This window comes from Lentzea indica (assembly GCF_012184385.1).
GTDB classification, from domain to species: Bacteria; Actinomycetota; Actinomycetes; order Mycobacteriales; family Pseudonocardiaceae; genus Lentzea; species Lentzea indica.
In genome coordinates this window covers 19,421-39,790 of sequence record NZ_VSRL01000061.1, presented here as the reverse complement: position 1 = coordinate 39,790, position 20,370 = coordinate 19,421, and the positions used below count along the sequence as shown (strand labels likewise).

The following is a 20,370-nucleotide window of genomic DNA, read 5'->3' as shown; positions in this document are numbered from 1 at the left end:
TTCGCGGCCGACGGTACCGGTGTCGCGGCGGTGGCCTGCGCGGCGTCGAGGGCGGCCGCCGCGGGCGTGCCCGCGACCGTGGTGGTGGCCCAGTGGTTGGGGGTGACCACACCTGCCGACCGGATCAGCTCCCACGTACCGGTGTCGATCGCGGACGGGGTGAACAGGAAGACCGGGCCCTCGATGTCGTCGATGGCGCCCCACTGCTGCACCTGCCCGGCGCGCACCCAGATGAGGTCGCCGGGTTCGAGCGGGTAGCCGGTGAAGTCGACGGTGTGCACGGTGCTGCCCGACTCGACGCGGATCAGCAGGTCGAAGTCGAGGCGCTGGGGTGCGATGAACTCGCGTGGACCGCCGCGTGCCCGCATGCGCGCCAGTGAGGTGAGCTCGATCTCTCCGGTCACACCGGGCGGTGGCGCATACCGGACAGGCCGGATGGCGTCCGGGAGCGTGGTTCCCATTTTTACCATGTTACGTCTCGCAGCTACCGTGAAAACCCCAGGCCAGATCCATAGCCTTCTGGTCATGGCAGTGAGATTGACCTATGTGTTCGACGCCTGCTGCGGCTGGTGCTACGGCTTCGGCCCGGCGGTCCGCGGCTTCGCCGACGCCAACGCCGGGCGGGTCCGGCTCGACGTCGTGAGCGGGGGCCTGTTCACCGGGGCCCAGGTCGCGCCGATCGGCACCATGACGTACGTGCCGGGCGCCAACGCGCGCATCGCCGCGCTGACCGGTGTCGAGTTCGGACCCGGCTACCACGGGCTCGTCGCCGACGGCCGCTTCAAGATGGATTCCACGGCCGCCGCCACCGGATTCGCCGCGCTGCGGGCGGCCGCTCCCGGCCGGGCCCTGGAGTCGGCGGAGGCGATGCAGCGGGCGTTCTACTTCGACGGGCTGAGCCTGTCGGAGGCGTCGACCTACCGTCACATCGCCGAGCAGCAGGGCATGGACGCGGACGCGGTCGTGACCGGGTTCGCCTCGCCCGCAGCCAGGACCGCGGCGGCACAGGACTTCACGCGCGCTGCCCGGCTCGGGGTCACTTCCTACCCGACCCTGTTGCTGCACACCGACACCGGCGTGATCCGGCTCGGCGGTCCCACGTCGACGGCCACCCAGCTCACCGACGCGATCGACCGGCACCTCGCCCTCTCCGAATGACAACGAACAATCCCGAAGGAACAGAGCAATGAGCGCCCTCACCTACAAGATCATCGACGCGGCCGACAGCTCGCTCAACAAGACCAGCACGCTGGTCACGGGTGACACGGAGGCGGTCGTGGTGGACGCGGCCTTCACCAGGGCCGACGGGCACCGGATCGTCGCCGAGGTCCTCGACGCCGGCAAACGGCTGACCACCGTGCTGATCACCGCCGGTGACCCGGACTTCTACTTCGGTGCAGAGGTCGTCGCCGACGCCTTCCCCGAGGCGGTGTTCGTTGCGCCGGCCGACGTCATCGACCACATCCGCGAGACCTATGAGAAGAAGCTGGCCGCCTGGGCGCACCTCGGCGCCAACCTGCCCACCAGGTTGGTCGACATCGCGCCGCTGACCACGCCATCGGTCACGGTGGACGGCGTCGAACTCGAGGTGCGCCGCGGCAGCGAGGCTCTCGGCGACCGCGCCTGGTACGTCTTCGAGCCGGCGGGCCGCGCCCTGCTCGGTGGTGTGCTGCTGTTCGAAGGGCTGCACGTGTGGACCGCTGACACGCCGAGTGTCGAAGAGCGCGCGGAATGGCTCCGCTTCCTCGACGGTCTTGAAGCGCTCGACCCCACCTTCGTCGTCGCCGGCCACCGCGTCGCCGGCGCGCCCACCGACACGACCGCGATCCGGCACACTCGCGACTACCTGCGGCTCTTCGAGAAGACCGTGGCCGACGCCGACAACGCCGCAGCGGCCGAGGAAAGCCTGTTGGCCGCCTACCCGGACGCCGGGCTGCGGATCGCCGCCTCGCTGGGCACCAAGGTCGCGAAGGGAGAGATGACGTGGGGCTGACTCCGGCTGAAGACACGGCGCCGGCCGCCGTGGTCCGGCGCCAGTACCTCGCCTCCGCCGCGGGCGACCTCAACGCCCTGCGCGCGACCCTCGCCCCCGACGTGGAGTGGACGGAGATGGCCGGTTTCCCACTCGCCGGCACCTACCGCACACCCGAGGGCGTGACGAGCGAGGTGATGGAGAAACTGGCGCAGGACTGGGACGGCTGGGTCGCCCACGACGACACCTACGTCGTGGACGGCGAGGACGTCGTCGTCCTGGCCCGCTACACCGCGACCCACAAGACGACTCGCAAGCCCCTGAACGTTCGGGTGGCACACCACTTCACGGTGCGTGGCGGGTTGATCGTCCGGTTCGAACAGTTCGTCGACACCGCGCTGGTCCGCGACGCCGCCACCCCGTGATGGTGGGCGGCGATGGTGCCGCGCCGCCTGGTCGACGGCGCGGCCCACCACAGGGCGGCTCAGCCCCAGCGCTGCAGCAGCCGGTCGTACTCGGCCTGGGTGACCGGCAGGACGGTGCCGTGGCGCGGCCGGCCGGGCATGGTGTAGCTGGAGACGGGCGTCCACTGCCGGGTGGTCAGGTCGGTGGTCGTGAACGGAACGTAGCCCCGGCCGCCGTACTCGTCGATGAACATGTACCAGCGTTCCTCGGTGTTCGACTTGAAGACCAGCGGCCCCTCGCCTTGCCTGATCGCGTTGTTGCCGATGCAGTCGGCGACGAACGAGTAGCTGCGGTTGAGGATCGTCGCCGACTTCTCCGCGAGGACGAACTTGCCGCACGGAGACTGCGACGAGCCCCGCTCGTCCTTCGTGAAGCGGTAGTAGGTGCCGTTGTGCTTGGTGAGGGTCGAGTCGATCGTCGAGTAACCCTTGTCGACCCAGACCTGTGCGGCGCTGAAGGTGCGGAAGTCGGACGTCGTGGCGTACATCATCCGGTTGTAGGTGTTGCCGGTGTGGTTCGGATCGTTGGGGGAGTAGAGCTTTGACGCCCAGAACACGACGAACTGACCGAGGCCCTCGTCGTAGTACGCCTCAGGGGCCCATGTGTTGCCGGCGGCGTCCGGTGAGACCCGCGCCAGTCGCGGCGCGCTCCAGTTCACCAGGTCGGTCGACTCCCAGACCACAATGGACTTGCTGCCGGTCCGCTGCACCTGGTCCCAGTTGCCGTTGCCGTACATCCGCAGGTCGGTGGCGATTTGGTAGAACTTGTCGCCCTGCGGTGAGCGGAGGATGAACGGGTCGCGCACGCCGCGGGTCCCGATGGCCGAGGTCAGCACCGGGCGTCCGCCATTGAGCTGACGCCATCGCGTCGGGTCGTTGCCCTGGCTGAGGGCGAAGTAGACCTGCTCACCGGTGGAGGAGCCCTCGCCGGTGAAGTGGCTGAACAGGTAGCCGGCGTAACTCGGCGCCGCGCCGACCCGGACCAGCTGCCATTGCTGGTTGGTGGCACCGGTGTCGGTGTACTGGGAGATCCGCGCTCCGTCCGCAGTGGACTGGTCTCGCACGTCGAGTGCCTTGCCGCTGTTGCGGTTGATGAGCTTCACGTACCCGCTGTCGGTGTCGGTGACCCGGAACTGCTGGTTGGTGCCACCGTTGTCGGTCCACTGGACGACGTTCGCGCCGTTCGCGGTGGACGCCGAGGCGACGTCCACCACCTTGCCGCTGTGGCGGGCGCGGAGCTTGTGGTAGCCGCTGCCGGCGTCGACGAACTGGAACTGCTGGCCGGCCGCGTCGGCACGGGTTCGCTGCTCGACGACGGCGCCGTCGGCGGTCGACTGGCCTGCGACGGCGACGGCTTTGCCGCTGTGCCCCGACACGATCTGGTAGTAGGCCGCCGGGTCGATCACCGCGGCCTGAGCCGACGGCCCCGCGATCACTGCTGCGACGCCGCTCGCGATCAGCGCGCCGACGAGGACCAGTGCGGTGCGGCGTCTGTGCCGACGTCGCGGTGAGGCATTTTCGTGGAAAGACTGTGTCATCGAGCCCGTCCAATGCGGTTGCGAAGGGTTGTCGGCGCCATGCCGGGGCACCGCCCAGGTGGTGCCCCGGCAGGTCTCGTGTCAGCGTGTCACCCCAGTTGGGCTTCCCACTTGGTCCTGGCCCCGGCCGCGTCGGCGGGCAGGCGGTCTCGTGCGGCGGTGTCGCCGTACATGGTCCAGCGGGCCCAGTCGACGACGGTCTTGGGGAAGCGCTGGTCGCTCCAGAAGCTGGTGTGACTGCCGCCGACGAAGGTGAGGAACGCCTTGGGCCACCTCATCTCCGTGTACGCCTGCCGGGCCGAGGAGTACGACGTGGTCGAGTCCCGGTCGCCGTGCACGAACAGGACCTTTGCGGAGACCGACGATGCGGGGTTGCCCATGTCCACACAGGACTGCGGGTTGGCGGAGACGATCCGGCTGTCGGCCCAGCGGGTCAGCAGGCCGTGGGTGACCATGCCGCCCAGGGAGTGGCCCGAGACGCCGACGCCGACGCTGGTGTTGATGCGCCCGGCCAGCGGACCGCTCGCGTTGAGCGCGAGGGTGTTGGTGAGGACCTGCGAGACGTCCTTGGAGGTGTTGCCGTTGTTGACGTCGTTGAAGTTGTGGTTGAAGTGCGGGGCGGGGACGACGAAGCCCGCCGAGGCCAGGGCACGGATGATGAACAGGGAGTTCTGCGGGCTGCTGCCGAAGCCGTGGGTGAAGTTGTAGACGGGGAAGACACCGTTGGCGGTAGGGGCGTTCGTCACCGGGCTGCCGCCGGCGGTGCCGGTGGCGGGGTAGTAGACGTAGGTGTTGATCCGGCGGCTGCCGCGCGTCCAGCTGTACTGGCGCACACCGACGGCGAACGGAGTGGTCGGCGCGGTCCCCAGAGACCAGGCGGGTGCGGCACTGGCGAGGCCGGTACCGAGCAAGGTCGCGCTACCCACGGTCGCCGCGGCGACCGTGCTCAGCCTCAGGAAAGAACGTCGTTGCATCGACACGATGACTCCTTGCAGGGTGGTGAGGTGTGCGGAGCTGGCGGCGAGAGACTTGGCCGTGGTCAGACGAGCCGGGTCGGTGCCGCCGACCCGCCTGACCGCCGGGTTCAGCGGACGTGGATGTTCGGTCGTGGCGGCGTGCTCATGCCGTTGCCGAGGAAGAAACTCGGGTGTGGCGGCTGGTTGTAGGCGGTGTTCTGCCACGCGATGGCCACGCGGTACTGGGGGTCGTGCAGCAGGGTGTGGATCCGCCGGTCGGTCTGGGTCGTTGTGGCGTAGATGCGCAGTGCGGCGTTGTCGTCGCGGGGCAGGATGACTTCCTCGCGCCAGTCGCCGAACAGATCACCGGACAGCGACGGGGTGGACTTGGTGCCGTTGATGGAGTGTGCGCCGGAACCGGTGAGCAGGCGGGTGTCGCCGTTGGTGCCGTACTTGTCGACGTGGTTGCCGTCCAGCAGCTCGCGCACCGGATCGGCGTCCCACCACGCGAGGAAGTTCGCGCTGGCGGGTGCTCGTCCGACGCTGCCGCCGGAGGCGTTGAACGCGCTCGTCAGGCCGGTGCCCTTGCCCCAGAACTCGGCGCCGGGGTTGCCGCGTACACGTCACCGGCCACACGCGAGCCGGACCCTCGCAGTTGCAGGTGTTGTTCTTCTGCATGATGACGGCACCGGTGTTCGCGTCCCGCAGGGTGGCGGCGGCGCCGGAGCTCTGCTCGTGGATCTGCCAGATCTCCTGACCAGGGCGGCTGGGCACGAAGTCGCTCACGTGCAACGCGTCGCCGTGGGCGTAGAAGTTGGTGGTGTACCGGCCGGTGCCGTCGGCGTTGATGGTCATACCGCCGTAGATGATCTCGTCGGTGCCGTTGCGGTCGACGTCCGCAATGGACAGTGAGTGGGTGCCCCGACCGGTCCACTGCCTGCCGGCGCTGCCGGAGTCGAACTTCCAGCGCCGGGTGAGCCGGCCGTCGCGGAAGTCCCAGGCGGCGATCGTGCTCTTCTCGTAGTAGCCGCGGCCCATGATGATGCTGGGCCGTTGCCCGTCGAGGTAGGCGGTGCCCGCCAGGAACCGGTCACCCCTGTTGCCCTTGCAGTCGCCCCAGTCGCAGATGTTGCCGCGGGCCGGCTCGAAGTTCACCGTGGACATGACGGCGCCGGTGAGCCCGTTGAACACGGTCAGGTACTCGGGTCCGGTGATGATGTAGCCGTCGGAGTTGCGGTGGTCGGCGTTTGCGTTGCCGATCACCTGTCCGGTGCCCGAAACGGTGCCGTCGCCCGTCTTGACCGCCAGTTCGGCCCGGCCGTCGCCGTCGTAGTCGTAGACCTGGAACTGGGTGTAGTGCGCACCGGCGCGGATGTTGCGACCGAGGTTGATGCGCCACAGCCGCTGTCCGTTGAGCTTGTACGCGTCGATGTAGACGTTGCTGGTACGGCCGGACTGCGAGTTGTCCTTCTGGTCGCTGGGATCCCACTTGAGGAAGATCTCGTGCTGGCCGTCGCCGTCCGCGTCACCGACACTCGCGTCACCGGCCGTGTAGTTGCTTCCCGGCCGGGAGATCGGCACGTCCAGGTAGTTGCCGCCGGTGAAGCGCAGCGACGGCTCGGACGGCGCCTGCTCCGCCCCGTTCACGACCGCGCGGACCGTGTACGAGGCGTCCGCGGGCGCCCCGGAGTCCACGAAGTTCGTGGAATTGGTGATCGGCGCGGCGTTCAGCTTCGTGCTGCCCCGGTAGACGTTGAACCCGGTCGAGGCCGGCTCGTTCCCGAACAGCCGCCACGAGACCAGGTTGCCGGATCCGGAGCGCACGCTGACCAGGCCGCGGTTGAGGTCTTCCATCTGCTTGCCCGCGGGCGGAGCGCCACCGGCTTCGAGGTCGAGATAGTCGATGTTCGCCAGGCCCGCTGCGGTGGTGGGGTCCAGCCGGATCGTGTTCGTACCGGCGTTCACCGACACGGTGAACGTCTTTGTGCCCCAGGTGGTCCAGGCGCCGGTCGGGTCGAACGTGGTGCCGGAGTGGGCGACCGCACCGTTGACGAGCACGTCGGTGGGGCGGTTGTCGGTTGCGCCGTTGGCGTACCGGACGGCGATGGTCGCCGTGCCGGCCGTGGACGCGGTCACGGTGAACTGCGTCGCCGCGTCGACTGTGTTGTCTCCGTTGCAGAATCCACTGCCGGAGTAGCCGGCGTGGTTGGACTCGATCGCGCCGGCACAGGTGGCCGGCGCGGCTTCCGCTTCGTACCGGGTCGCCGCCGCCGAAGCCGCCGAGACGACGAGACCGTTGCCGGCCAAGGTCAGGGCGACGACGCCTGCAGCGAGCGGTGCGGCGCGCCGTCGGTGCAAAAGCATGGTGACCTCCAGCAGGTCAGTCGAAAGTTCAGCGCAGGTAGCCGGCCAGCGGCAGGTTCAGCTCCCGGACGCCCTGCACGACGAGGTTCGCCATCTCCGCGCCGCCGCGCTCGGAGAAGTGGGTGTTGTCGCCTGTTTCCCTGGTGAGGTACAGCGCCTGGGATGCCGAGGGCCCCATCGACTCGACGAGGGCTTTGCTCTTGGCGGTCAGGTCGATGACCGGAACGTTGGCGCTGCGGCCGAGCGCCCGCATCACGGCAGGCAGGTCCACGCCCTTGCCGTTGATGTGCAACGCGGTCCCGGTGAGCTTGCTGCCGTTGAACTGCCTGCGCACCGGTGGCGTCACCAGCACCGGAACGCCGCCGCGCTCGCGCACCCCGTTGATCAACCGGGTGAGGTTGTCGCGGAAGGCCGACGCGGTGGTCTGCTTGTCGTTGTGACCGAACTGGATGAACACCAGGTCCTTGCTCTTGATCAGCGGCTTCATCGTCGGGAACAGTGCGCGGTTGGACAGGAAGCTGCCGGAGCTCTCCCCGGAGTCGCCGTAGTTCGCGATCACGGCACCTTCGCGAACCCTCGCCGGCAGGAACTGGCCCCAGCCGGCGTACGGCGCGGTGGACTGGTCGCAGGTTGTCGAGTCACCGGCGAGGTAGACCGCCAGGGGAGCCTGAGCCGGGGTGACGATCAGCGAGCCGATCGCGGGTGCGTTGCCGCTGAACGTGATCTGCAGGCCCGGTGTGCCGTTGCCGCCCTGGCCGGTGGGCTGGCCTTCCGGGTTGCGGACGTTGACCGTGGCCTTGGTGCGGACGATCTGGCCGGCGGTGGTGGAGAAGGCGTTCAGGACCTGCCTGCGCGCCTCCACCGACATCGAGGTGTTGGCGGCTTTGGTGGTGCTGCCCAGTTCCACGGTGACGTCGTAGTTGCCTGGTGCGACGTTGAAACTGCACTTGATCGGCGCGGTACCTGAGCACTGCGGTGGCAACGCCGTTGTCGCCGCCACAGCGGGCACAGGGGCCAGCACAGCCACGTTCACCGCGGCCGTGAGGAGTGCGAGACGCTTGAGAGACACGGATTCTCCTGTCAGACGTTGAGGAAGCCGTCCATGGCGGCGGTGGGGCGGCGGTTGCTGGTCCAGGCGGTCATGTCGTAGCCGGTGAACGGCGAGTAGCCCGCGGGTTCCCAGAAGAAGGTCCCGAGGCCGCCGAACCCCTTGGTGCCGGTGATGAACTGCCGCAGCCCGTCGCGGACCTGGTTGGCCTTGCCGACCGGTCCGCCGTATTCGACGTGCATGACCGGCTTGCCGTACGTGGACTGGATCGTCCGCATGCTGCCGAGAACGGGCGCCACGTTGCTGCCCTGGGCGTAGGAGGACAGCGCGGTGATGTCCCACTTGCCGCCGTTGCCGCGGTAGGCGTTGAAGAACCGCTGGATGCTGTCCATCTTCTGCGGCTGGGCCAGGTGCACCATGACCGGCGTGGCCGGGAAGACCTGTTTGGACACGTCGTAGGCGCCGTTGAGCAGACCGGTCATCTGGGACGGCCTGCTGACACTGCCGACAGGGGAGCAGATGCCGCTGTTCTGCTCGTTGCCGATCTTCACCCAGCCAGGCGTCACACCGCCGGCCTTGAGCAGCTTCAACGAGTCGTCGACGTACTTGCGCAGCGCGTCCCGCATCTGCGGATAGCTCATGTTCGCCCAGGCCTTGGGCGGCTTCTGCACGCCGACGGAGTTCCAGGTGTCACCGAAGTGGAAGCCGAGCAGCACCTGCATGCCCGCATCCCGGCAACGCTGTGCCATCTTGACGGTTTCCTGGATGCTGCAATGGCCGTTGGTCGGGCTGTTGGACGGGTTCACCCAGGTGCGCAGGCTGATCGCGGTGAGGCCGTAACTCTTGAGGATCGTGAACAGGTCCTGCCGCTGCCCGGACTTGTTGAGCCAGTAGTAGCCGTTGGCTTCCATCTGCGGCATCCAGCTGATGTCCGCGCCCTTGACGTACGTCGCGGCGGATGCCTGGGGAGCGGAGCCCAGCGTGAGGGCACCTGCTCCGGCGGCCGCGCCGATCATCAGGCTGCGGCGGGAGATTCCGGTCATGACAAGCCCTTTCCACGTTCAGGAACGCTTGGTCTAGGTCTGGCTGGTGCCGCCCGTGCAGGTGTTCACGACGACCGGTGCGTTGTCGGCGGTGCCGCCGGTGTCGATGCAGCGTCCGGACGCCGCGTTGGTCACCGTGCCGTTGGCGTTGACCGTCCACTTCTGACTGTTGCCGCCGTTGCATGAGTTGATCGTCACTCGCGTGCCCGGACCGGAAGCGTTGGCGTCCATGCACTTCGCGTTGTCGTAGATCCGGAGCTCTCCTGCTGCCGTCCGGGTCCACTGCTGGTTGACCGCGCCGTTGCAGGTCCAGATGATCAGCCCGGTGCCGTTGGTCTGGACCCGGCCCGGCACGTCGACGCACTTGCCGGAAGCGGAACCCGCCAGGCTGAAGGTGGCGCCGGGCAAGAGCGGACAGCTGCTGCGGTACGACCTGATACCGGTCCAGTCCTGCAACGGGCACAGGAACTGCGTGTAGCGCGCGTCCTGATCGATGAAGATCTTCATCCAGGGGATGACCTTGCGCGTCATCACGGAGTTGTTCGAGGTCGGGAAGCCGTGCCCGGCGCCGGCGAGTTCGAGGTACGACTTCTCGGTCGAGGCCGGGATGTTGTTGTAGAGGCTGATGATGCTCGCCGGGGTGCTCGTCCCGTCGTTCTGCCCTGCCAGCAGCATGGTGGGGACCTGCAGTCCCGACGTGGTCTGCGACGGGCTGTACGGCGCCAGTCCGATGGCGGCCTTGAGCGTCGGCCAGCGCAGGGCGGCTGAGATGGTTCCGCCGCCACCCATCGAGTGACCCATCACCGCGAGGCGGTTCGGATCGACTCTGGTGCGCACCGAGCTGCGTTGGGTCAGGTAGTCCAGCGCCGCCAGCAGCTGGGTACCCCGTGCGACGTCGAAGTCGTTGCGGTTGAGGGTGTCGATGCCGATGACGACGAACCCGAACGAGGCCAGCCAGTGCCCCATCCAGGCGCCCTCGGCCGCCCAGGTCGCGGTGTAACCGGGCACGACCGCGATCGCACCGAACGTGCCCTGGCTGGTGTCGGTGGGGTAGTAGATCTTCGCGGCACCGAAGCCGTTCCCGCCGCCCACGCTCGTCTCCGCGGTGGCGAAGGTGCCGCGGTTCGCCGTGATGCTCGCCTGGGTGGGGTTCGGCCCGCGCTGGTGGGGATTGTCGGCGGCAGACGCCGATCCATGGGCCACAGTGGACGCGAGGATGCCGAGAGCGGCCGCGCACGCGATCGCCGCTCTTCGCAGCGGCCCGCTGGAGTGGCCACTTTCTCGCTGGACGGGTGGATCCGCTGGGGACAGCTGGATTTGGGACATGGTGAAGTACCTCTTCCTCGGCAGGGCGGTGAAGAGTGCTCAGAGCGGAGGCGGTGTGGTCAGAGGGTCCAGCGGATGCCGGGCACCGCGTGCCAGGTCGCCCGGCGCATGGCACACGCGGTCATTCGATCTCCTTTGATCGAGCGAGGAATGCTCATACGTGCTGCGGACTGTGAACGTGCACGGCCGCTACAAAACGCACGATTAGCTCCGATAGAACCGCATTTATGTGATCGTTTCAAGGGCAATGCAATGGGATTCTGTGAACGTGCACAGTCCCGTCGAAATTCGACTGCACATTCGACAATGCCGTTGAATCAGGCTGACTCGCGGACGACGAGTTCGGTCGGCAGGATCACCGTGGCCGGCCCTTCACCGTCGATTTGGGCCAGCAGCTGGCGCACCATCATCTCGCTGATGCGATTCCACGGCTGCCGGATGGTGGTCAGCGGGGGACGGGCGGCGGTGGCGACAGGGGAGTCGTCGAAGCCGCCGACAGCGATGTCATCGGGCACGCGCAGGCCCGCCCGCTCGATCGCCGCCAGCGCGCCGTCGGCCATCAGGTCCGACGCCACGAAGACCGCGTCGACGTCCGGTGCCTTGGTCAGCAGTTGCTGCATGCAGGCCTCACCGCTGGCCCGGCTGTAGTCTCCGACGGCCACCAGCCGCTTGTCGAAGGCGATGCCGTGCTCGGTGAGCATTTCGCGGTAGCCGTCGAGCCGTTCCAGCCCTCCGGGCGTGTCCCGAGGGCCGGCGATGGTCGCGACGCGCTTGCGGCCGGATTCGAGCAAGTAGCGCACCATGGCCCTGGCGCCCTCACGGTCGTTGGCCGCCACGTAGGACACCGCGTCACGCTCACCGAGTGGCTTGCCGCAGCACACGAACGGCAGGTTGGCCTGCCGGAGGTGGTCGATCATCGGGTTGCCGCGGTGCGAGGAGACCAGCAGCACGCCGTCGACGTGGTGCGCGGACAGGAACGGTGCGATGCGGCGGCGTTCGGCCTCGGTGCCCGCGGTGATCAGGATGAGCGGCAGGTCGTGCTCGGCCAGTGCGGTGGTGCAGCCGCGCAGCAGGGTGGTGAAGTTGGGGTCCTCGAAGAACCGCTCCTGGGGCTCCGACAGCAGGAACGCCACCGAGCCCGCGCGTTGGGTCACCAGGCTGCGGGCCGCCCTGTTCACCACGTAGCCCAGCTTGCGGATCGCGGCGTGGACCGCCTCCTGTGAGGCGGGACTGACGTTGTGTCCGCCCTGCAGAACGCGGGAGACGGTGCCACGCGACACGCCGGCGTGCGCGGCGACGTCGAGAATCGTCGGCGGGCGCTTCGTTCGCGGGCGCGCTCGCCGTTGTGGCGCGGTGTCCGTCATCCGTCCTCATCTGCTGTGACTGGTGGTCACGACTTTACGGCCCCCGTCAGCAGGTCGACGCGCCAGTAGCGCTGCAGACCGAGGAACAACGCGATCAGGGGGATGATGGACAGCAGCGCACCGGTGATCACGAGGGTGTAGAGCGCCGGTTTGCTCGCGCCCTGCTGGAGCAGGCTGTAGAGGCCGACGGTGACCGGGAAGGTCTCGTCGTCGGCGAGCATGACGTAGGGCAGCAGGAAGTTGTTCCAGATGGCGACGAACTGGAAAAGGAATACCGTCACCAGGCCCGGCCGCATCATCGGGAACGCGATCGAGGTGAAGAGCCGCAGATCGCGAGCGCCGTCCACCCGTGCTGCTTCCAGCACCTCGTCGGGCACCGCCGCGGCCGCGTAGACGCGGGCGAGGTAGATGCCGTACGGGCTCAGGATGCTGGGGAGCAGCACGGACCAGTAGGACCCGGCCAGATCGACCTTCGCCAGCAGCAGGTACTGCGGCACGGCCAGTGCGATCGGCGGCATCAGCACCCCGGCCAGGATCACGGTGAAGATCACGCCCCGGCCGGGGAAGGAGTACTTGGCCAGGGCGTACCCGCTCAGCGCGGACACCGCCGCGGACAGCAGGGCGCCCACACCGGCGTACAGCCCCGAGTTGAGCATCCACAGCCAGTACACCCCGTCGCGGTAGGCGGTCAGCTCGGAGAGGTTGGTCCAGAGTCCGTTGCCGGGCAGGAAGGTGAACGTGCTGAACAGCTCGCTGCGGCTCTTGGTGGCGGCCATCACCACCCACAGCACGGGAATCAGGCAGTAGACCGCTCCCAGCAGCAACAGGAACGTCGGCAGCCACGAGGTACGGCGTGCCGACACGGACGGCTTCACCCGCGGCCCGACCAGCAGGGCGCTCATGGTGTGCGCTCCGCGGTACGCCTGTTGACCACCTTGAGGAAGCCGAACGACAGCACCAGCGTCACCACCGCGATCACCACCGCTGTGGCGGCGGCCGAGTGCATACCGCCCTGGATGAAGGCGTCCCGGTAGACCTTCATGTACGGACTCCAGGTCGAGCTCAGTGAGTTGGTCAGTGGACGCAGCGTCATCGGCTCGGCGAAGACCTGCAGCGTCGCGATGGTGGAGAAGAAGAAGGTGAGCACGAGCGAGGGCATGATCAGCGGGATCTTGATGCGCAGCGCGATCTGCGTCTCCGTGCAGCCGTCCAGCCGCGCGGACTCGTACAGCTCTGGCGGGATGGCACGCAGCGACGTGTAGATGACGATCATGTTGAAGCCCGTGCCTCCCCACACCGCGATGTTCGTCAGCGCCAGGAACAGCCAGTCGCCCTGCAACAGGTCCGGCCCGCTCCAGCCCACCGCCCTGAGCAGGAAGTAACCGGGGCTGACACTCGGCAGGTACAGAAAGCCCCACAGCAGTGAGGCGATGATGCCGGGCACCGCGTAGGGCAGGAAGATCGCCAGCCGCGAGAACGCCCTGAACCGCGTCCGCGGCAGGTCCAGCAGGAGCGCGAACAGCAGTGCCAGCCCGAGCATCGCGGGCACGAGCATCGCCCCGTAGCGCAGCACCCGGCCCGCACCCGCCAGCAGCTCGGGGTCGGACAGCGCGGTGATGAAGTTGTCCAGTCCGACCCACACCTCTTCGCGCGCGTTCCTGCCGAGCCCGAGCCCCTTCACCTGAACCGAGTGGAGGCTCAGGTGAAGGGCGTAGCCGATCGGCAGCGCGAAGAAGAGTCCGAAAAGGACGATCGCGGGAGCGAGGAAGCCGTACGGCGCGAGCCGTCTGTCGGTCCAGGTGGACGCCATGCCTCACCCCTCGATCTTGAAGCCGTTCTTCTTCATGTCCGCGACGGTGGCGTCCTGCACGGCCTTGAGCGCCGCCGGGAACGGCGACTTCTCCGTGGCGGCCTTGCCGAAAGCGTCCTTGAACGTGCCGTAGGCGACGTTGACGTTCGGCCCCCAGCTCGCCGCGGCGGTGCCCTTCGCGAGCTCGGCGGCCTGCCGGTAGAAGTCGGGCTGGTTGGGGAAGAACTCCGGCGTGGTCAGGGCCCCGCTCGTCTGCGCGGCGGTGGCGGCCGGGTAGACACCGGCCTCCTTCACCAGCGCCGCCACGGCTTTGGGGTCCGTGTTGAGCCAGGTGGCGAACTCGGCGGCGGCCTTCGCGCGGCCGTTCTTCGCCGCTTTGGCGGTGATACCGGTGGTGGAGCCGCCCCAGCTGCCGGTCGTGTTCGAGCCCGCGCTCCACTGCGGCAGCGGAGCCATCCGCCACTTCCCCTTGGTGTCCGGCGCGCTGGTGACCAGCACGCCCGGCGCCCAGACCGCGCTCACCCAGGCGATCTGCATGCCGTCGTTGAGCGCCTTGTTCCACGCGGGCGTGTACATCGGCTGGTTGTCGATCACGCCCTCGGCCACCAGATCGCCCCAGAACGTGGCGACCTTGCGGGACGCCTCGACGTCGATGGCGACCTTCCAGGTGTCACCGGAGGCCGACCACCAGGTCGCTCCAGCCTGCTGGGTCAGCCCGGCGAACAGGCCGGCGTCGTTGCTGGAGAACGTGGTCAGCGCGCGGTTCGGGTCCTTCTGCTTGATCTGCCGCGCGACGTCCGCGAATTCCGTCCACGTGGTGGGCACCTCGAGTCCCAGCTGTGTGAAGAGATCCTCGCGGTAGTAGAACGCGAGCGGAGCCGTGTCCTGCGGGATCGCGTAGACCGCGGAGTCCAGGGTGACCTGTTTCCAGACGTTCTCGGTGAACTTGTCCTTGGCTCCACCGGCGAACTCCGTGATGTCGGCGAGCACGTCGTTGGACACCAGCGTCGGGATCATCTGGTACTCCGCCTGCACCAGGTCCGGCCCGTCACCCGCCTTCGCGGCGGTGATGACCTTGGTGACGAGCTCGTCGCCACCTCCCTGTTCCTGCACGGTGACCTTGATGTCGGGGTGGTCCGCGTTCCAGATGTCCGCGACCTTCTGCAGGGTCGCCCAGGACCACATGGTCAGCTCGACCGGGCCGTCGGCCGAAGGTGTTCCGCCGCCGCTGCACGCGGCGAGCGTCAGGGAGCCGATGAGTGCGATGGCGGTGAGGCCGGTGCGGCGCTGCATCCGTTCCTCCGATGTCAGGGTGGGAGGTGCTGGACTGTGCACGTTCACAGTAGTGATGCAGCCTCGACATGTTCAATAGGCGAAATGTACGGTCATGACCGGAAAGTTCGGCGGAACATTCACTGTGCACGATCACAGAGACAGGGGTCCGTGGATGAAACGGTTGCGCTGGCCGGTTGGGCTGGACACCCTCGCGTACGGCGGCGACTACACCCCCGAACAGTGGCCGAAGCCGCTGTGGCAGGAGGACGTGCGCCTCATGCGCGAGGCCGGCGTGACGATGGTCAGCGTCGGCATCTTCGCCTGGGCACTGCTGGAGCCCGAGCCAGGCCAGTACGACTTCGGCTGGCTGGACCACCTGCTGGACCTGTTGCACGACAACGATGTTCGCGTCGGCCTCGCCACTCCGACGGTCGTGCCGCCCGCGTGGTTCTACGAGCGTCATCCCGAAGCGCTGCCGGTGAACCGCGAGGGCGTGCGCCACGCGTTCGGGAGCAGAGGCGCGATCTGTTACAGCTCACCGGACTACAGGCGGGCCGCTGTCTCGATCACCGAGCAGCTCGGCCGCCGCTACGGTGAACACCCCGCCGTAGCGCTCTGGCACGTCCACAACGAGTACGGCGCACCGGTGAGCGCGTGCTACTGCGACACCTCCGCTGCTGCGTTCCGCACCTGGCTGGCCGACCGCTACACCACGGTCAAGGAGCTCAACGAGGCGTGGGGCACCACGTTCTGGGGCCAGAACTACAACTCGTGGGAACAGGTGCAGCCACCGCGCCTCACGCCCTCGGTGGCCAACCCGGCCCAGCAACTGGACTGGGCGCGGTTCACCAGCGACGCTTTGCTGGAGAGCTTCAAGCAGGAACGCGACGTGCTGCACGCCCTGTCGCCTGGTAATCCGGTGACCACGAACTTTCACGCGGGGCTGGCCCAGTGCGACTCACTGGACTACTGGGCCTGGGCCAAGGAAGTCGACCTCGTCACCAACGACCACTACCTGACCGCCGAAGCCGACCGCAACCACGTCGGCCTCGCGATGACCGCCGACCTCACGCGTTCGCTGGCAGGCGGCCGGCCGTGGCTGCTGCTCGAACACTCCACCAGCGCGGTGTCCTGGCAGCCCCGCAACATCGCCAAGCGGCCAGGGGAAATGGCGCGCAACAGCCTCGCGCACGTCGCACGCGGCTCGGACGGCGCGATGTTCTTCCAGTGGCGCGCTTCCCGCTTCGGCGCCGAGAAGTTCCACTCGGCGATGCTCCCTCAGGCCGGAACCGAGAGCAGGATCTGGCGCGAGGTCGTGCGGCTGGGCCAGGACCTCGACGCGATCAGCCCCGTTCGTGGCAGCCGCGTGGTGTCGGACGTGGCGATGCTGTGGGACTGGCAGTCCTGGTGGGCACAACGACTCGAGTGGCGGCCGAGCGTCGACCTCGACGCCCGCGAGCGAGCGGAAGCCTGGTACGCCGCGGCCTACGACCAGCACCTCACGGTGGACTTCGCGCACCCGGAAGCAGACCTGAGCCGCTATCCCCTGGTCATCGTGCCGGCCCTGTACGCGATGACGGAGGCTGCGGGAGCCAACCTCCGCCGCTACGCGGAGGACGGCGGCACCCTGGTCGTGTCCTGCTTCTCCGGAATCGTGGACGAACGCGACACCTTCCACCTCGGCCCTCACCCCGGTGCGTTGCGCGACGTGCTGGGCCTGACGGTCGAGGAGTTCACACCCCTGCCCGCGGGTCACCGGGTGCGACTGGACAACGACACGACGGGCAACGTGTGGTCCGAAGTCGTGACCCTCCGCGGCGCCGAGCAGATGTGGTCCTATGTGGATGGTCCGGCCGCGGGCCTTCCCGCCGTCACGCGGCACACCACCGGAAGCGGCAACGCCTGGTACGTCTCCACGTGCCTGGCAGCGGACGGCCTCGACGCCGTGCTGCGCGCCGCGATCGCACCCACCACGCTCGCCCCGCGCGAGCTGCCACGCGACGTCGAGGTGGTCGAACGCGCCGGATCGGAGGGGCGATACCTGTTCGCGATCAACCACACCGATGACAACGCCACGATCAACGTCGGCGAGGCCGGCACGGAGTTGCTCACGGGCGATGACGTCGTCGGCAGCCTCCACGTGCCTGCGGGCGGAATCCGTGTCGTCTTCCGATCGCGGTGAGTCAGGCGATCCGGTGCAGGTCGCTGGAACAGATGGTGCCGTGCAGTGGCTCACCTCCGACGAAGCGCGCGACCTCGGCCACGGTGAACTCGCCCAGGCGGCGCAACTCGTGTCCCTGTGATCCGGCCAGGTGCGGGGTGACGAGCACGTTCGGCAGCAGCAGGAGCGGGTGGCCGGGCGGCAGCGGGTTGGGATCGGTCACGTCGAGCACGGCGTCGAGGCGCCCGGACGCGCAGTGGTGGGTGAGGGCGGCGGTGTCCACCAGGGATCCGCGCGCGGTGTTGATGAGCGTCGCGCCGTCCGAGAGAAGGGCGAGCCGCCTGGCGTCGAGCAGGTGGTGGGTCTCCGGCAGTGCCGGTGCGTGGACGGAGACCAGTTCGCTGCGGCGGCACAGCTCGTCCGTGCCGACGAGTTCCGCGCCGAGGGCGCTGGCTTCCTGCGCGGTGACATAGGGATCGGCGAGGAGGAGCCGGACGTTGTGCGCACGCAGTCGATCCAGCACGAGGCGGCCTGTCCGCGAGGCGCCGATGATCCCGATCGTGCGGCCGAAGAGCCCGGTGCCGGCACCAGAACGCCAGTCACCTGCCGTGCGGTCGTGCGCGTACCAGTTGGCTCGGGTGAACACTCGTTTCGCCGCGAAGACGATGGCGGACACCGTGTACTCGGCGACCGGCACTGCGTTCGCCTGTGCGGCCGACGAGACCGTGACGCCGTGGGCGAAGACCACGGGATCGACATGTCCTTTCACCGACCCGGCCGCGTGGATCACGGCGCGCAGCCGCGGTGCGGTGGCGAGCACGGCACTGTCGATGCGCGGGCAGCCCCAGCCGGTCACCAGCACGTCCACGTCGCGCAGCACGGACGCGGCTTCCTCCGTCTCGAAGGACGTGAGGGCTGGACCCGGTTTCAGCCGCACCAGGGTTCGCAGCCGTTCCAGCAGATCCGCGGGGAACAGGTCCGGCAGCGCCCAAGGCTGCATGGCGAGCACGGCGACAGGACGTTCCGGCACGGATGGATCCCCCTCCGTGAGGCGTGGCTGAGGTAAAACGTTTTACCACGGCAAGAGCCCTAGTTGTCAAAGGGTATGGCATCCATGGTTGACCCGGCGATGTAACCGTTTTATCTTCTTGGTCACCGTGTTCCGGTCGAGGACGATCGCAACGATGGGGGGCACCGAAGGTGTGTGCGGTCGAATCGAGGCGCCCATCCCGCGAGTTGCGCCAGAAGGTGCCACGCGCCCGGGAACCGGGACACCGCAGGCGGATCCGCCGGGACCGGGTGCTCCTGGTCGTGATGGCACCCGGCGTTCTCTACTTCCTGATCTTCCACTACGGCGCGCTGTTCGGGAACGTGCTGGCCTTCGTCGACTACGTGCCGTTCCTGGGTCTCGCGGACAGCGCGTGGGTCGGACTGGTCAACTTCGAGCAGATGCTCGGCGATCCGCAGTTCTGGAACGCGGTCGCGAACACGATCTTGATCGCCGGCCTCCAGCTGGTGTTCTTCTTTCCGGCTCCGCTCGCCCTGGCGCTCCTGCTGCACAGCCTGGTCGGCACGACGGTCAAACGGTTCGTGCAGAGCGTGGTCTACCTGCCGCACTTCCTGTCGTGGGTGATCGTCGTGGCGCTGTTCCAGCACATGCTCGGCGGCGCGGGGGTGGTCAACGGCTGGATGGGCGAGCTGGGTCTCGGGGCGATTCACGTCATCGGCAACCCGGACGCGTACAAGCCGCTGGTGGTCGCGCAGCTGATCTGGAAGGAATGCGGCTGGGCCACGATCATCTTCCTCGCCGCGCTGTCCCAAGTGGACGATCAGCAGTACGAAGCGGCGGCACTGGACGGCGCCGGCTGGTGGCGCAGGCTCTGGCACGTGACGCTGCCGGGCATCCGCCCGGTGATCGTGCTGCTCCTCATACTCAGGCTGGGGGAGTTCCTCGAGGTCGGCTTCGAGCAGTTCTTCCTGCAGCGGCAGGCGGTCGGGCCGGAGGCGGGCGAGGTGCTCGACACGTTCGTCTACTTCACCGGCTTTGCCAACGGTGAGTTCGGCTACGCGGCCGCCGCCGGGTTGTTCAAGGGGCTCATCGGCGTCGCGCTGGTGTACACGGCCAACCGGGTCGCGCATCGGCTCGGCGAACAGGGGGTGTACCGGCGTTGAGGGCGACATATCCGGCGTGGCAGGGCAAACCCGGGCCGGGGTTGCGGCTCGCGAAGGCGGTGGCGCTCGTCGTCATCGTGCTGCTCGTGTTGTTTCCGCTGTGGACGGTCGTGGCGACGAGCCTCGCCTCGCCGCAGGACGTGATCGCCAACGGCGGCTGGGTGGTGTGGCCGGAGCGGTTCACGCTCGGCGCGTACGCGGAGATACTGGACGGCGGAGTCGTGACGCGGGCGCTGCTGGTCAGTGGCGGCGTCACGGTGATCGGCACGGCGCTCAGCCTGGTCTGCACCGTGGGCCTCGCGTACGCGTTGTCGCGGCCCCACGTCTACGGCGGACGGCCGATGTTGCTGCTGATCCTGTTCACGTTCCTGTTTCCGCCAGGGATGATCCCGCTGTTCCTGGTGGTGCGCACCACCGGCCTGTTCGACTCCTACGCCGCGTTGGTCCTGCCGTTCCTGATCAACGTGTTCAACCTGATCGTGCTGCGGGGCTTCTTCCAGTCCATCCCGGCCGAACTGCTGGAGGCCGCCCGCATCGACGGCGCCGGCGAACTGACCACACTGTGGCGGATCGTGTTGCCGCTGTCCAAGGCGGTGCTGGCGGTGGTGAGCCTGTTCTACGCGGTCGCCTACTGGAACCGCTTCTTCGAAGCCATCATCTACTTCAACGACCAGACGAAGTGGCCGATCGGCACGGTGCTGCGCCAGTACGTCACCGGCGGAGCCGACCTCAGCGGTGACTCGACGGTCACCTCCGCTCCGCAGTCGACACAGATGGCGGTGGTGGTCCTGGCCGTCGCGCCCATCGTGTGCATCTACCCGTTGCTTCAACGCTATTTCGTCAAAGGCGTGCTCACCGGCGCCGTCAAGGCCTGATC

General features: G+C 68.0%; 18 protein-coding genes and 1 pseudogene. 6 read left to right on the top strand and 13 right to left on the bottom strand.

From position 1 onward, the window contains the following. The coding region (locus tag FXN61_RS18775) for an AraC family ligand binding domain-containing protein (RefSeq protein ID WP_188135228.1) at positions 1-461 on the bottom strand (461 nt) is incomplete at its 3' end. Positions 462-525: 64 nt separating this feature from the next. On the opposite strand from FXN61_RS18775, the gene FXN61_RS18770 reads away from it, so the two are divergent. From FXN61_RS18770 to FXN61_RS18760, 3 genes are read left to right on the top strand one after another with little or no spacing between them, the layout of a single operon-like run. Then, a complete protein-coding gene (locus tag FXN61_RS18770) occupies positions 526-1,158 on the top strand; it encodes a DsbA family protein (RefSeq protein WP_188135227.1) in 633 nt (210 codons plus the stop codon). A 28-nt stretch (positions 1,159-1,186) separates the two neighbouring features. Continuing rightward, positions 1,187-1,993 carry an MBL fold metallo-hydrolase gene (locus FXN61_RS18765; protein WP_167975350.1) on the top strand — a complete coding sequence of 269 codons (807 nt, stop codon included), beginning with the start codon at positions 1,187-1,189 and terminating at the stop codon, positions 1,991-1,993. Then, positions 1,984-2,397, top strand: a complete 414-nt coding sequence (locus tag FXN61_RS18760; protein WP_167975349.1) for a nuclear transport factor 2 family protein — start codon at positions 1,984-1,986, stop codon at positions 2,395-2,397. Before FXN61_RS18765 ends, FXN61_RS18760 begins: the two co-directional genes overlap by 10 nt. Positions 2,398-2,456: 59 nt before the next feature. Here FXN61_RS18760 and FXN61_RS18755 read toward each other — a convergent pair whose 3' ends face one another. The 11 genes and pseudogenes from FXN61_RS18755 to FXN61_RS18710 all read right to left on the bottom strand — a co-directional run bounded on the left by FXN61_RS18755 (position 2,457) and on the right by FXN61_RS18710 (position 15,178). Then, positions 2,457-3,974 (bottom strand): RICIN domain-containing protein, encoded by a 1,518-nt coding sequence (locus FXN61_RS18755; RefSeq protein WP_167975348.1) that lies wholly within the window; start codon positions 3,972-3,974, stop codon positions 2,457-2,459. 89 nt (positions 3,975-4,063) lie between these two features. Next, complete coding sequence (locus FXN61_RS18750) at positions 4,064-4,948, bottom strand: alpha/beta hydrolase family protein (protein ID WP_188135226.1); 885 nt, start codon at positions 4,946-4,948, stop codon at positions 4,064-4,066. 110 nt (positions 4,949-5,058) lie between these two features. Next, complete coding sequence (locus FXN61_RS56400; RefSeq protein WP_376770676.1) at positions 5,059-5,505, bottom strand: rhamnogalacturonan lyase family protein; 447 nt, start codon at positions 5,503-5,505, stop codon at positions 5,059-5,061. Positions 5,506-5,644: 139 nt separating this feature from the next. Next, positions 5,645-7,294 (bottom strand): annotated as a pseudogene (locus tag FXN61_RS18745) (rhamnogalacturonan lyase family protein); the annotation flags it as partial. A 28-nt stretch (positions 7,295-7,322) separates the two neighbouring features. Beyond that, a complete protein-coding gene (locus tag FXN61_RS18740) occupies positions 7,323-8,363 on the bottom strand; it encodes a rhamnogalacturonan acetylesterase (protein ID WP_167975347.1) in 1,041 nt (346 codons plus the stop codon). Positions 8,364-8,374: 11 nt separating this feature from the next. Continuing rightward, positions 8,375-9,385 (bottom strand): glycosyl hydrolase 53 family protein, encoded by a 1,011-nt coding sequence (locus FXN61_RS18735; protein ID WP_167975346.1) that lies wholly within the window; start codon positions 9,383-9,385, stop codon positions 8,375-8,377. 33 nt (positions 9,386-9,418) lie between these two features. Next, complete coding sequence (locus FXN61_RS18730) at positions 9,419-10,711, bottom strand: poly(ethylene terephthalate) hydrolase family protein (protein ID WP_167975345.1); 1,293 nt, start codon at positions 10,709-10,711, stop codon at positions 9,419-9,421. 317 nt (positions 10,712-11,028) lie between these two features. Then, the gene (locus FXN61_RS18725; RefSeq protein ID WP_167975344.1) at positions 11,029-12,075 is read right to left on the bottom strand and encodes a LacI family DNA-binding transcriptional regulator; all 1,047 of its coding nucleotides are present in this window, start codon (positions 12,073-12,075) and stop codon (positions 11,029-11,031) included. Positions 12,076-12,101: 26 nt separating this feature from the next. Further along, the gene (locus FXN61_RS18720) at positions 12,102-12,977 is read right to left on the bottom strand and encodes a carbohydrate ABC transporter permease (RefSeq protein ID WP_167975343.1); all 876 of its coding nucleotides are present in this window, start codon (positions 12,975-12,977) and stop codon (positions 12,102-12,104) included. After that, on the bottom strand, positions 12,974-13,885 hold the full coding sequence (locus FXN61_RS18715) for a carbohydrate ABC transporter permease (protein WP_167975342.1): 912 nt from the start codon (positions 13,883-13,885) through the stop codon (positions 12,974-12,976). The genes FXN61_RS18720 and FXN61_RS18715 overlap by 4 nt, the downstream gene beginning before the upstream one ends. Positions 13,886-13,888: 3 nt before the next feature. Then, positions 13,889-15,178 carry an ABC transporter substrate-binding protein gene (locus FXN61_RS18710; RefSeq protein WP_167975341.1) on the bottom strand — a complete coding sequence of 430 codons (1,290 nt, stop codon included), beginning with the start codon at positions 15,176-15,178 and terminating at the stop codon, positions 13,889-13,891. Positions 15,179-15,332: 154 nt separating this feature from the next. Here FXN61_RS18710 and FXN61_RS18705 point away from each other — a divergent pair, with 154 nt between their 5' ends. Beyond that, on the top strand, positions 15,333-17,342 hold the full coding sequence (locus FXN61_RS18705) for a beta-galactosidase (protein WP_167975340.1): 2,010 nt from the start codon (positions 15,333-15,335) through the stop codon (positions 17,340-17,342). A gap of 1 nt (position 17,343) precedes the next feature. On the opposite strand, the gene FXN61_RS18700 is transcribed toward FXN61_RS18705, so the two are convergent. Beyond that, the gene (locus FXN61_RS18700; RefSeq protein ID WP_223165504.1) at positions 17,344-18,351 is read right to left on the bottom strand and encodes a hydroxyacid dehydrogenase; all 1,008 of its coding nucleotides are present in this window, start codon (positions 18,349-18,351) and stop codon (positions 17,344-17,346) included. A 218-nt stretch (positions 18,352-18,569) separates the two neighbouring features. On the opposite strand from FXN61_RS18700, the gene FXN61_RS18695 reads away from it, so the two are divergent. Further along, positions 18,570-19,493, top strand: coding sequence for an ABC transporter permease (locus FXN61_RS18695; RefSeq protein WP_312877839.1), 924 nt, complete (start codon positions 18,570-18,572; stop codon positions 19,491-19,493). Further along, positions 19,490-20,368 (top strand): carbohydrate ABC transporter permease, encoded by an 879-nt coding sequence (locus tag FXN61_RS18690; RefSeq protein ID WP_167975339.1) that lies wholly within the window; start codon positions 19,490-19,492, stop codon positions 20,366-20,368. The genes FXN61_RS18695 and FXN61_RS18690 overlap by 4 nt, the downstream gene beginning before the upstream one ends. Positions 20,369-20,370 lie beyond the last annotated feature (2 nt).